10 protein-coding genes are annotated in these 13159 nt (G+C 35.4%); 1 reads left to right on the top strand and 9 read right to left on the bottom strand.

Annotated features, from left to right (window positions below; all coding sequences use genetic code 11):
- The 4 genes from C240_RS15995 to C240_RS16010 all read right to left on the bottom strand — a co-directional run.
- On the bottom strand, window positions 1-272 hold a 272-nt coding region (locus C240_RS15995), incomplete at its 3' end, for a WxL domain-containing protein (protein ID WP_271497923.1).
- Complete coding sequence (locus tag C240_RS16000) at window positions 273-611, bottom strand: LPXTG cell wall anchor domain-containing protein (protein WP_271497926.1); 339 nt, start codon at window positions 609-611, stop codon at window positions 273-275.
- Between the two features lie 15 nt (window positions 612-626).
- Window positions 627-4298: a pectate lyase-like adhesive domain-containing protein gene (locus C240_RS16005; protein ID WP_271497928.1), complete on the bottom strand. Its 3672-nt coding sequence runs from the start codon at window positions 4296-4298 to the stop codon at window positions 627-629.
- Between the two features lie 23 nt (window positions 4299-4321).
- A complete protein-coding gene (locus C240_RS16010; protein ID WP_271497931.1) occupies window positions 4322-5047 on the bottom strand; it encodes a winged helix-turn-helix domain-containing protein in 726 nt (241 codons plus the stop codon).
- A 290-nt stretch (window positions 5048-5337) separates the two neighbouring features.
- On the opposite strand from C240_RS16010, the gene C240_RS16015 reads away from it, so the two are divergent.
- Window positions 5338-6765, top strand: a complete 1428-nt coding sequence (locus C240_RS16015; protein WP_271497933.1) for a helix-turn-helix domain-containing protein — start codon at window positions 5338-5340, stop codon at window positions 6763-6765.
- Between the two features lie 427 nt (window positions 6766-7192).
- On the opposite strand, the gene rlmD is transcribed toward C240_RS16015, so the two are convergent.
- From rlmD to gatC, 5 genes are all read right to left on the bottom strand, one after another.
- Window positions 7193-8560 (bottom strand): 23S rRNA (uracil(1939)-C(5))-methyltransferase RlmD, encoded by a 1368-nt coding sequence (rlmD, locus tag C240_RS16020; RefSeq protein WP_271497936.1) that lies wholly within the window; start codon window positions 8558-8560, stop codon window positions 7193-7195.
- 123 nt (window positions 8561-8683) lie between these two features.
- Complete coding sequence (locus C240_RS16025; RefSeq protein WP_271497938.1) at window positions 8684-9748, bottom strand: diacylglycerol kinase; 1065 nt, start codon at window positions 9746-9748, stop codon at window positions 8684-8686.
- A 17-nt stretch (window positions 9749-9765) separates the two neighbouring features.
- The gene (gatB, locus tag C240_RS16030) at window positions 9766-11196 is read right to left on the bottom strand and encodes an Asp-tRNA(Asn)/Glu-tRNA(Gln) amidotransferase subunit GatB (protein WP_271497940.1); all 1431 of its coding nucleotides are present in this window, start codon (window positions 11194-11196) and stop codon (window positions 9766-9768) included.
- Window positions 11196-12665 carry an Asp-tRNA(Asn)/Glu-tRNA(Gln) amidotransferase subunit GatA gene (gene gatA / locus C240_RS16035; protein ID WP_271497942.1) on the bottom strand — a complete coding sequence of 490 codons (1470 nt, stop codon included), beginning with the start codon at window positions 12663-12665 and terminating at the stop codon, window positions 11196-11198. Before gatA ends, gatB begins: the two co-directional genes overlap by 1 nt.
- Window positions 12665-12970 (bottom strand): Asp-tRNA(Asn)/Glu-tRNA(Gln) amidotransferase subunit GatC, encoded by a 306-nt coding sequence (gatC, locus tag C240_RS16040; protein WP_271497944.1) that lies wholly within the window; start codon window positions 12968-12970, stop codon window positions 12665-12667. Before gatC ends, gatA begins: the two co-directional genes overlap by 1 nt.
- Between the last annotated feature and the right edge of the window lie 189 nt (window positions 12971-13159).

Raw genomic sequence — 13159 nt, forward strand, 5'->3', positions numbered from 1 at the left:
CGGTTGGTATCGGTTAATTGTGCTCGACCAAAGTCAAGGGATGAGACATAATCTATCCTCAATGGTCCTTCAGTAGAAGGTCCCTCTCCCGGGTCAATAACCTCACCAGGATTTTCTGGATCAATTGGATTAGAAATCGAACTTCCTTCAACCGTTACTGTTCCAGTTTGTCCTAATGAATCAGTCGTTGCATGAACTGACGGAGTATAGAGAGTCAATCCAGCTAGTATAAGGAGTAAACTATTAACAGCTTTAAACTTCTGCATATTCATCTACTTCTCCTCCTTTGTCCATCTACGTAATACAATCAGCAGAAGGAAAAGTAACACTAGCCCAATACCGATAAAACCAAAATTCCCGATCAATTCACCAGTACTCGGAAGGTTACCTGCCGGCTTTTTCACCAGCTCAGCTTCTTGTTCTGAAGACGAGCCTGGTTCTTGAGGTTTGGACTCATCTGGAGTAACTTCTTCCTCATAAAATGTGATTTTCCCGCCTGTATTAACCTGTCCGCCAGCGCCATCTGTTCCATAACTAATGACTGGTGACATCACTAGACTAACCAGCACTATTAGGGAGCAGAATAAGATGATCATTTTGTTTGTTCTCATTTTTTTCCTCTCCTTTTAGGGCTGACCAGCCATTACTTTCCAAGTGATTATGCCAACATAACTGCCTGTGTGAATCGTATCTGCGGAACCGATTTGAAGTTTCACGCCATCAGTCCCTTGTTGGTTGCCCCAACTGTTACTAATATCGAAACTTCCAGCTGAACCTTCTGTGTTTAAGAACACAGTTTGAGCATTCGTATCTAAGATTGTTTCTTCACCTTTATAAACATAGCGCAAGGCATTGATTAATTCCTGACCTTCACTATTTCTCATCGGCGTTGACAAGGATGCCGTCAGGGTCCAGCCATTCGCTGTTTCCGCACGTGTGTCGGTAACAATTAGCGGTTGATCCACATCTGGGTTGTCTACTCGTTTAGTAGTAGCATTATACGTCAATGAGCCAAAATCTAGATTGCTTGGCGCTGAAGCTAAGCTCAAGACACCTTGTAGTTTGTATTGAACAGTCACTTCTGTATTATTAATGGAAATAGCCGTTTCGTTTTCAGGACGTTCTGCGATTTCATAACCGGCACTTTCTAAGTCAGCTAACTGCTTCATTAGTTGTTCGTCTTTCGTTAAATCAATTTGATCTCCTACCTGACCGTCAATCTTAATTGTATAGCCTGGCAGTAATTGATTGATTTCATTGACAAATTCAACGGTTAAAACAGCATCGACATCAACTACTGTAACGTTGATTGTTCCAGTAATATCTTGTGACAATCCAGAATCTGCAGCTTTAACGACTAAGGTTATTGTGTATTCTTTCGGCTGAATATTCGCAATATCATTTAATCCACCGAAGTCTGAAACTGTGACTATTGAACTGATATCTGTTTTAACCCCATCTACAATACTGTATGCTTCTGGTTTACTGTTTGTTAAAATATATTCTAATAACTCAGATTCATTTAAATCGCGAATATCGACATAAGATGCTTCAAAATCTGTCCCTGTAATCGAGCTTAGTGTTTCATACACAATTAATTTGGATAAAATCTTCGTTCGATTTGGTGCCGGTGCACCAGTGGCGTCAACTGCGTTATCTAGAAGATAGACATACACGTCATATTCTCCTGCAACAGTCATCATTTGCTCAATACTTGCTTGAGGATTTTCTTCCGCAAATTCATAACCAAAGTCTGGTATTACTGGATTTGTATCGGTTGGATTTATGATAAATTGATTCGGCGTAGGGGTAAGTTCTCCAACAGCCGTATAAACTGTACGTGGTTCACCTTTGGGAGGTGTTGTATCCAAAACAATTTTACTATCCGAAGATTCTTTACCATTCAGCCAACCAACTGCTTTTATTCTTTGGTCAGCTTCAAGTATAATATCTTCCGGCAATTCAAAACTAAATCTTCCTGTAGTTGAATCAGCAATAGTATGGAATAAGCGTGTATCACCTTCAATAGGAGATATTGTTGTAGTTTCAGTTAATAAAACATCCGTGCTTGGATCATTTTCATCCTGAACTAAGTAAAAAGTGATCCCTGCACCATTCATAAATTCTGGATCTGGGTTAACAACCCCTGATAATACTCGACTTGATGTCTCAGTTGGATTATCTGTTGGTTGATCCAATCCGATCACTACATCTGGTATATGTTCATATAGAACTCTGGAAAATCCAGAATGAGGATTTCCACCAGTTGTATTTGTACGGTAATTAGTTAGAAAGTCTTCCGTTATTGCTGGCGTTACACTTTGTCCTACAATATTGGTAGTAGTGGTTCCATTGTAGGTAACGTTAACCCCATAGATAGGATTCCATGTTTTAAAAGGCTCTTCACTCTGGGGTGACTTTAGCCAAGCAGATACTTTTTGAACATCCGCAATAAAACGGCCTGGGTTTGCCATAGAGATTAGACTGGCTGAAGTATTAGCTCGAGCATCTAAATCGATTGAATAAGCATCTTGAAAGCGGAAAGTTCCGTTACTACCTACATTTATCAAGTTCCTTGTCCCTGTACCATCCAACAACTGAATATTAAAAGTACCTTTTTGCCCAATTACAAACTGACTGTTACTCCCAGAATTAATTATATTATTGGTACTTGTTCCTTGGTTTTTTAATGTAATATTCAACTTACCTTCATCTGCCACACTAAAGTTAGCATTTGCCCCTATTGAAATAGCATTTAAACCAGAACCCATCGGTCCATTGATAGCTAAATTAAACTCAGCAGAATCAGCAATGGAAATCGAGGTATTAGCAGCTAACGATACTCCACCTCGTGTTGTACCATCGGCTGTAGTAGCATTAATTTTAGCTCCATCGCCTAATGAAATAGATCCTTTTAACATCCCCATAACATTATTACCAGTACCAACTGCCTCCCCAGTATTACCTAGTGTTGTCAAGTTTAGTTCAGCATTTTTTTGAAGATCAGCATAAGCGCTCTGATTCAACGTGGTTCCTGTATTCCCTAGAAAGCTTGCTAATATAAAACCATTACCATTTTGGACCTCTACAGTTGTCTTACTATTCTCTTCATAAATTGCTCGAAATGCTTCTAAACCAGACTGGTTTGCCCACGTATTTTTTATTATCCCAGGTCTAAGAGGCGCCTCATAAGAATTGACTGAATAAAATTCATTTATTCCTTTAAAAATCATTGTTGCTTGCCATGAGGCACTTAATTGTGAACCTCTATAATAGACATTTTCATAACTGATAGTTGAAGTAATCGTTGATGTGTCCCCAATTGCAAAAGGACCATAAGCACTTTGACCATACATTTTAATATCTTTAATGTAAATATTTCTATCAATAGATGTACTTGCAGCCCACGTGAAACGCACTTGGTTAAAATCAACAGTATGTCCTTGTCCGTCAATGACATAGTCAACTCTACTGGCAGGCGCGTTTATACGCGTATCCCCAGTACCTAAATTCCCTGGGTTTTCAATATCTGCAGTAATTTTGATATAATCTGCATTATTCTTATAAGCATCTGCTCCAGTAAAACCGTTAATCACTGCATTATTTAATTCCGCCCACGTTCCAACTTCAATAATGTTCGTTGCTGCTGCTTCAGAACCAAATGTACTACCTTCAGTTGATCTTGAAGTAGCATTAGTCACTGAATTTTTTTCTATTTCATAATCACTTTCCGATCTTTCTACTGAAATCTTTAAAACTTCTGGGATTATATCATTGATTTTATTACTCAATTTAAATGTATAATCTCCACTATCTTCTGCAGTTAATACTACTCGCAACGATGTTTGCGAAGGAGACATTGAAATAGCTAGTGTTCGCTCTGTCTGATTCCAGTTAAAAACTGGAAGCTCTTCAAGTTCTTTATCCTCTTGAAGCAGAGCAATTTCTGCCGCTTCATTAAATGTTACTCCTTCAGGAATTGATAATATTAATTCTCTTTTGATGTTACTTGTTTCGTTCTTAGTTGAATTCGTTTCCTCGGTAGCAATTGGCGTTGGAATTTCTGGTTCTGTCAGTTGCCCCAGCTCTTCTAGGTCACGCTCATCGCTAATGTCTAAATGAAATGCTTGATTTTCTTTGACAGATTCTTCCACTAAAGTTAATGAAAGCGGCGTTTTGGCAAATAACTTAGTAGCTGAGAAATAAAACTGACCGAAAGCTGCTAAGCATAGGATCGAAATCATAAAAATATTGATATAAATTAATCGTTTTTTTCTTATTTTATTCACTTCAATCATCTTGCCTCCTTTACTTATTTTTTTCAGCTAGTGAACTCCATCACCTCCTTTAAATTATCACTTTCCAAATTTGAATCAAGCAGATAGCCAACTGAACGAACCGTTCTTAAAATTTTAGGATTCATTCCATTTTGGCTTAATTTATTCCTTATGTGAAAAGCTAAATTCGACGTTCGGTATCGTTTAGACGAATTATCAGTTTCTTCTCCATCTTCCCAAACATATTTATAAATTTCTTCATATGTAAATGCTTGATTCACTCGTGTTGCTAGTAAAGAAATCATTTTGTATTCTAAACGGGTAAGGCTTACTTCTGCCTTATTAGGAATTTTCATGCTACAATTTAAAGAGTTAAGTTGTAATTCATTACTAGGTTTTATTTCAGTAGTACTTTCTCCATCAGTATCATGAATAAGATTTAAGGTATTTTCTATAATGACAAACATTTCTTCATTTGATACATTTTCATCAAGATTACCAAGAACACCTAATTCCAGATTTAGTTTTTTACTAATTGCGTTATTTTTTTCAGTTCTTACCCAGATAGGAAGTGTGAATCTTCTTTTTATTGATAAAATTAACTCAAGGACTTTGTTTTGATTTTCTTCAGCAGAACTGTGAATAACAACACCATGAACGTTATCTAACTGATTTAATAATTGACTTTCATCAGAAAAATAAAAATCGCAAAGTTTGATTGATGCAGGTATGGAATAATCATGTGAATTAAACATTGCTAAATTATACATACTTTGTTTCCTCCTTCATGTTTTTTTGTATATGAAAAAGATATATTATTTACTTTTTTTATTCAAACCATGTTTGTCTTTCAAAGGGACAAAGCAAAAAGTGTTATTAATTAAAGCTTTAGAGCGGAAATCTCTCTATTTTTTAATAAATATTTTATTTTTGTTTAAATATTTGCGTAAAATTACAAACGTTTTTATCTGTTTTTTCTCATCAAAGAGAAATTTTAGATAAATTTTGCATGTTTTTTTTGTTATGATTCTATAAAGTAATGATTTAGGAGGAAATATTTATGAATGAAATAGGTTACAACTTATTATCAGATGCATCAACAAAGAGGAAAGTTACCATTTTAAATATATTATTAGAATCCGATTTACCAGTTTTAATTTCTGATCTTGCTGAAATTTGTGATGTTTCGCAAAAAACTTTACGACGAGATGCCCAAGCATTGATTGAACAATTTCCAGATGCATTTATTCTTGAAAATGCTACAATTTTTTTAAAAGCTACTAGTAATATGAACCCTATTTTGGATTATATTGAAGACGAGGTAAGGAATAATATTCTGTTTATGATCGTGGAAGATACTTTTTATGCAAGAAGTGAAACAATCGATTATTTATCAGAAAAGTTTTTCATTTCAGAATCTACACTCAGAAAACACTTGGCGATTTTAAAAGATGTACTTGAAGATTTTGATTTAACGCTAAATCTTTCACCAATTGAAATACTAGGGGATGAAGTGAACATTCGCTATTTTTACTTTCATTTTTTTGAACAAGTTGCAGAATATAGCCAATACTCCTATCCTGAACAGAAACAGGCGGATTTATATGCTGTTTTAAGAAACCTAATCCACACCTATGGTTTAATCCTAAATGTTGATTATCACCGCCTAATTCGATGGCTAGCTGTTACAGAACAACGGATAAAGCAACACAAATTAATCTATTTAGATCAGGAAATTTTTGATAAATATTCTCAAAATGAAGTTTTTATTGTTTTAAAAAGTGCAATGGGCAAATCTTTAAGTCCAGAACTATTTAGTAGAATAACTGATGCAGAGATTATTTTTTCTTTTCTTATTTCTTTGGATACAATCGTTTATGATGAGAAAAGTCACTTTTTACCAAATAGTTTTTTAAGTGAAATGGAAGCTTTTGAGCATTTAGCTACTGATTTTTTCCGCTATTCTAACTTAAGCTACTCTTTAAACGTCGAATTAAAAGCTATTATTAAAGCCTTTTTGGTAAATGAGAAAGCATTACAGGAACTCTCACCCTTATTCCATAAAAATAATTCAAACTTTAAAGCACTTATGGAGAAAAAATATCCAAAAACTATTTCTATCTGGAATGACATACTAAAGGATAATGAAGATTTTCTTTACAAGGAAGATTTGGCAGCAAGTTTGACTTCTTTAACGGAAGCAAAAGTAAATCGCAGCAGCAAAGTGTTATTTGCTTTAAGTGGAACATCAGCAGAAACCGCTTATTATAAATACTTAGCACATAAATACGTACCAACCACAGCTGATCTTTCATTTATCTTCAATCAGCCCATCGATAATAATTTAATTGAACGATTAGATATTGATGTTTGTATTTGTAATTTTCCTTTAGCACCATCTAGTTTAAATTGCACCTTCTTTAAATTTTCCAGTGTACCATTAGATCGTGAATGGGAAATGCTCTCTAAAAAATTAATGACTATTTGATTGGTAAAAAAATAGCGCTATAATATAGAAGAAAAAAATTCCTACCCTCAATTTTGCCGATCAAAAAAACTAGTTTGAGATCATAAAAAGATTTCTCACTAGTTTTTTTTGATTAATTATTAAGTTAAAAAACGGACTAAACATTTGGCTAGTCTTGATTAAGTAACGCTATCGGAGTATCAGTAGCTGATTCACACTCCTGAGCATTTTGTTTATCTAATATAATCAAAAAATTTAGCTGAACCAAAAACATCGATAACTGCTCCAATTTTTTTGTTTATAGCTCATCAGTGAAATATATTTTAGAATATTAGTAGCAACATTCTCAAAATATAACTATGAACGTTTATAAAACAACAAAAAGACGCTTCTTTTTCAGAAACGTCTTTTTGTTCAAGACAAATTTAAACTAATTATTTTATTGCTTTTATTTTTTTTGCAACAATGTGACAGATTCAATATGTGTTGTTTGCGGGAAATTATCTACTGGTTGAACTTCTTTTACCTCATAGCCACCTTCTACAAACAAGGCAAGATCACGCGCTAAGGTAGCTGGATTACAACTAACATAGACAATACGCTTTGGTTTTGTTTCGATTAGAGTCTCTACTAAACTAGTTTCTAAACCTTTACGTGGCGGGTCAACAATGACAACATCTGGTAAAATATCATTTTCAATCATTCTTGGTAAAGCTTCTTCTGCTAATCCAGCTGTAAATGTTGCATTAGTAATGTTGTTTAATTTAGCATTTGTTTCAGCATTTTTAACAGCCTCTTCAATAACTTCTACGCCATATACATGCTTTGCATCTTTTGCTAAAGTTAAACCAATTGTACCGATTCCACAGTACGCATCTACGACAACTTCTTCACCCGTTAATGCTGCGTATTCTTTTACCTTGTTGTACATAACTTCGGTTTGCTGCGGATTCACTTGATAAAATGAACGAGACGAAATTTCAAATTTCAAATCAAAAATAGTATCAATCATACGATCTTCACCATGTAATAAGATCGTTTCATCACCAAAAATCACATTTGTTTTTTTAGTATTCACATTTTGGACAATGCTAACTACTTCCGGCAATGCTTCTAAAATATCAGGGATGATTTTGCTTGTTGGGAATAATTTAGGCGTTCTTGTAATTAAAACCACCATCATTTCACCTGTATGGTAGCCGCGACGGACTACGATATGTCGTAGATTCCCTGTATTATCAGACTCATTATAAGGTTTGATGCTGTAACGTCTCATGATATCACGAATTTTAATTACAGCTTCATCGATTTTTGGATCTTGAATATAAAAATGTTCTAAAGGAATTAAATCATGGCTATTCTTTCTGAAGAAACCAGTTTGTAATTTGTCACCAATTTTTCTTACTGGAATTTGGGCTTTATTACGGTATCCCCACGGATTATTCATTCCTAAAGTATCTAAAACTGGAACATCAGGTAATTTTGCAACGCGTTGCATAACATTTTTCACTTGATCGGTTTTAAATTTTAGTTGAACACCGTATGCTAAATGCTGCAGTGGACTAATCCCAACTTTAGTAAAGTTTTCATCTTTTACTGGAACACGGTCTTCACTTGATTTTAAAATCGTCAAAACTTTCCCGTAACCAAAGCTTTTCCCTACTTTTAAGACTTTTATTTCAATTTTTTCACCTGGCAAGGCATTTTCAATAAATAAGGGATAGCCATCAATTTTGGCAACACCCATTCCTTCGTGGGTTAAATCAATAATATCTACTTGAATTGTTTCATTTTTTTTCACTGGAAAATTATTCATAAGTCGCTCCTTCTTTTATGCGCTTCACTCATTCTAATGAAAAAACATTAGAAAAGCAATAAAGACTTTTATCTCATTGTAAAAAACAGCTTTCTGCAAAACAAAATACAGAAAGCTGTTTTTCTATTTCTCACGATCAGCAATTTTACCATCACCATCAATGTCTTCTTCGGTCAATCTTTCGACTTCCCTCACAAACTCTTTGCTAGTTTCTGAATACTCATCTTCAGACTCGCCATCGTAGTCTTCCAAAATTGAACCCATAATAGCATTCGATGGAATAGCATCAGCATTGGCAAACATTTCAATATGTTGATGTAAATTAACAAATTCCATTGGTGCATCTCCACCATATTCACCGTCTAAATTAATCATCATACGGCTATCTGCTTCCAATGTTTCCGCATGTAAACGGCTGGTCTTTGTATAAATCAAACGATTATCTTCAACATGTTTTCCACCATTTAACATTAACGCAGCTAGATGTAAAATTTCAAAAACATTCGCTGTTTTAACAATAATTAGTGAAAATTTCCCATCATCTAATTTGGCATCTGGTGCAATCTGTTCAAAACCGCCAACTGAATTAGTTAAACCTAAGAAAAACATTGAGGCATTTCCCTCGTAAACACCTTCATCGTATTCCATACGTACTTTGATTGGTTTTACACGAGGCAACATCTCAGCTCCCTTAGCCAGATAAGCAAGGTAGCCAAAGATACTTTTTAGCTCTGACGGGACTTCGTAAGTTAGTTCCGTTAAATGTCCACCGGCCGCAATATTAATAAAATAAGTCTCTTTTGCTTTACCGATGTCCATTTTAACTGTTTGATTTTTTTTGATTACTTCTGCTGCTTTCACAATATTATCTCTAGGGATTTTTAATGCTCTTGCGTAATCATTGGTTGTTCCAGCAGGTATGATCGCCATAGATGGTCGATTATCTAAAGGAGCAATTCCATTAACGACTTCATTGATAGTTCCATCGCCTCCAGCGGCAACAATTAGATCGAAACCTACTTCAGCTACACGCCGAGCTTCATTTCTAGCGGAATTCTCATCTGGAGTTGTGGCAAAAGCACTGGTTTCATATCCGCATTCTTCTATTATAGAAAGAATATCAGCTAGATTTTTTTTGACTAGCTCTTTACCAGAGGTTGGATTATAAATCACTCTTGCTTTTTTCATACGTCATCTGCTGCTTTCTATCGTTTTGCCAATTCTTCTTGTAACAACTTGTTCACAACGCCTGGATTGGCTTGTCCTTTGGTTGCTTTCATAATTTGACCAACTAAGAATCCAACTGCACGATCTTTTCCATTTTTGAAATCATCGACAGATTGTTGATTATTATCTAATACTTCATTAATGATTGGTAATAATTGTGATGGATCAGATAGTTGAACTAAGCCTTTTGCTTCAACAACTTCTTTTGCATCGCCGCCATTTTCAATCAATTCTTTAAAGACTTTTTTCGCAATTTTTGAGCTAATTGTACCGTCAGCAATCAATGTAATCATTCCTGCTAAGTTAGCTGGTGTTAATTTTGTATCAGGTAACTCAACTTTTTCACTGTTCAAGTATGCTGAAACTTCTCCCATTAACCAGTTTGAGGCTTGTTTAGCGTCTGCTCCTTCAGTTAATGTTGCTTCAAAGAAATCAGACATTTCTTTCGTTAAAGTCAAGACCATCGCATCATATTCAGGTAAACCAAAATCATTGATGTAACGATTACGACGAGAAACCGGCATTTCCGGTAAGCTTTGACGAACTTTTTCGATCCATTCATCATCAATAGCAAAACGAGGCACATCCGGTTCCGGGAAGTAACGGTAATCACTTGAACCTTCTTTGACACGCATTAATAATGTTTTGCTTGTAGCTTCATCAAAACGACGAGTTTCTTGTTGAATTTCACCGCCTGATAATAATACTTTTGCTTGGCGTTTTTCTTCAAAAGCCAAACCTTTTTTTACAAAACTCATTGAGTTTAAGTTTTTCAATTCAGCTTTGGTTCCGAATTCTTCTTGACCATAAGGGCGCAATGAAATGTTAGCATCACAGCGCATAGAACCTTCTTCCATTTTCACATCAGAAACATCCGTAAATAAAATAATCGAACGTAATGCTTCTAAATAAGCATAAGCTTCTTCTGGTGAACGCATATCAGCTTCTGACACGATTTCAATCAATGGCGTTCCTTGACGGTTTAAATCGACAAACGAATAGCCGCCGTCACCATGAATATTTTTCCCTGCATCTTCTTCTAAATGAACACGCTCAATACGAATACGTTTTGTTTGACCTTCTACTTCAATATCAATCCAGCCGTCATGTCCGATTGGTTGATCGAATTGCGAAATTTGGTAAGCTTTGGGATTATCAGGATAAAAATAGTTCTTACGGTCAAAATGTGTATCTTTAGAGATTTCACAATTTAAGGCAAGGGCTGCTTTCATTCCAAATTCCAATGCTTGTTTATTCATCACTGGTAAAACGCCTGGATAACCCCAGTCGATAACATTGGTATTGCTGTTTGGTTCTGCACCAAAATGAGCAGGTGCAGGTGAAAAGATTTTAGAGTTTGTTTTTAATTCTACATGGACCTCAAGTCCGATGACAGTTTCAAAGTTCATTAGTCATTCCCCCCTAAGATCACAGGTTTTTTCGTATGGAAGTCAGTTGCTTGTTCAAAAGCATACGCTGCTTGATACATTGTACTTTCAGCAAAAGGTTTTCCGATAATTTGTAGCCCTACCGGCAATCCTTCAGAAAATCCTGCTGGTACTGACATTCCTGGTAAACCAGCTAAGTTAACTGGAATTGTTAACAAATCGTTCATGTACATAGTAATCGGATCATTGATATTTTCACCTAAACCAAAAGCAACAGTTGGTGATGCTGGACCAATGATAATATCATAATTTTCAAAGACTTTATCGAAATCTTGTTTAATTAACGTTCTAACTTGGCCGGCTTTTTTAAAGTAGGCATCATAATAGCCAGCACTTAAAGAGAAAGTTCCAAGCATAATACGGCGTTTTACTTCGATACCAAAGCCTTCTGAACGTGAGTTTACATAAACATCTTCAAGATTTTTGACGTTTTCAGAACGGTAACCATAACGAATACCATCAAAACGTTGTAAATTAGAACTTGCTTCTGACGAGGCAATAATATAGTAAACAGCTACGCCATATTTAGAATGTGGTAAGCTAACTTCTTCAACTGTTGCACCTAAAGCTTTGAAGGTTTCTGCTGCTTTAAGAACAGCTTCACGAACACCAGCATCCACACCTTCACCTAAATATTCTTTTGGTAAAGCGACTTTCATTCCTTTGATGTCACCTGTTAAACCAGCGGTAAAATCTGGTACGGATGCACCGGCAGACGTGCCATCTTTTGCATCAAAACCACTGATAGCATTTAGTGCTAACGCATTGTCTTGTACATTTCTAGTCATTGGACCAATTTGATCTAAACTTGAAGAAAAAGCGATCAAACCAAAACGAGAAACGCGTCCATAAGTCGGTTTCATCCCTACAATTCCATTGAATGAAGCTGGTTGGCGAATACTTCCACCAGTATCGCTACCTAATGAAACAGGAATTTGACCAGCAGCAACCGCTGCTGCTGAACCACCAGAAGAACCTCCAGGTACTTTTGAATGATCCCAAGCATTTTTTGTTTGTTTGAAGTATGATGTTTCAGTACTTGCACCCATCGCAAACTCGTCCATGTTTAATTTCCCAACTGGGATCATGTCTGCTTGATAGATTTTATCCATAACTGTTGCATCATAAATTGGGTTAAAGTTGTGCAGCATTTTTGAGGCTGCTGTCGTTAAAATATCTTTTGTAACGATGTTATCTTTGATCCCAATCGGAATACCAGCTAATGGATTTGATTCAGTAATGCCCTTAAGATCAACAGCTTTGGCTAATTCCAAGGCTTTTTCATCACTGATTGTAATAAAAGAATCAACATCTTTTTCTGTTTCTTTGATGCGGTTTAATGTTGCATGGGTTAAATCTGTCGCAGTAATTTCTTTAGAAACAAGTAAATTATGCAGTTCTGTCAAAGATTTATCATATAATTTTTCCATTATGCACCAGCCTCCCCATTGTCAATAATCGCTGGCACTTTAATGTAACCATCTTCTGATTCAGGTACGTTTTTCATTAATTCTTTACGATCCATTCCTTGAGTTGCAACATCTTCTCTCATAACATTAATTGATTGCGCTACGTTAGAAGTAAACGGAACGCCTTGTGTATCAACTTCTTCTAATAATTCCACCATATCAATAATTTTGCCTAATTGATCAGTAAAATCTTTTAACTCCCCATCGGAAAAAGACAGTTTAGATAATTTTGCTACATGTTTTGCTTGTTCTTCACTAATTGCCATGGATACCCTTCTTTCCTTTAGAAAAACCCAGTTAAGTTGATCTTTTCTGTTCTTAAAACAAAAAAGATCAAACTCCTGTGCTCACTAGTTCATTTTTTAGACTGCTTAATGATATATTTGATTAAAAAACAGCTTTTTTCTTATTCTATCATAAAATTCTTTGAAATTTTAAAAGAGATGAAAGAAAAT

Source organism: Enterococcus sp. 5H (genome assembly GCF_028128615.1).
Lineage (GTDB): Bacteria > Bacillota > Bacilli > Lactobacillales > Enterococcaceae > Enterococcus_L.

What these genes read in the sequence shown, in the direction of transcription:
- gatB (WP_271497940.1), bottom strand. Translation starts at nt 11,196, where the DNA reads ATGAACTTTGAAACTGTCATCGGACTTGAGGTCCATGTAGAATTAAAA.
- gatA (WP_271497942.1), bottom strand. Translation starts at nt 12,665, where the DNA reads ATGGAAAAATTATATGATAAATCTTTGACAGAACTGCATAATTTACTT.
- C240_RS16015 (WP_271497933.1), top strand. Translation starts at nt 5,338, where the DNA reads ATGAATGAAATAGGTTACAACTTATTATCAGATGCATCAACAAAGAGG.
- C240_RS16010 (WP_271497931.1), bottom strand. Translation starts at nt 5,047, where the DNA reads ATGTATAATTTAGCAATGTTTAATTCACATGATTATTCCATACCTGCA.
- C240_RS16025 (WP_271497938.1), bottom strand. Translation starts at nt 9,748, where the DNA reads ATGAAAAAAGCAAGAGTGATTTATAATCCAACCTCTGGTAAAGAGCTA.
- rlmD (WP_271497936.1), bottom strand. Translation starts at nt 8,560, where the DNA reads ATGAATAATTTTCCAGTGAAAAAAAATGAAACAATTCAAGTAGATATT.
- C240_RS16005 (WP_271497928.1), bottom strand. Translation starts at nt 4,298, where the DNA reads ATGATTGAAGTGAATAAAATAAGAAAAAAACGATTAATTTATATCAAT.
- C240_RS16000 (WP_271497926.1), bottom strand. Translation starts at nt 611, where the DNA reads ATGAGAACAAACAAAATGATCATCTTATTCTGCTCCCTAATAGTGCTG.
- gatC (WP_271497944.1), bottom strand. Translation starts at nt 12,970, where the DNA reads ATGGCAATTAGTGAAGAACAAGCAAAACATGTAGCAAAATTATCTAAA.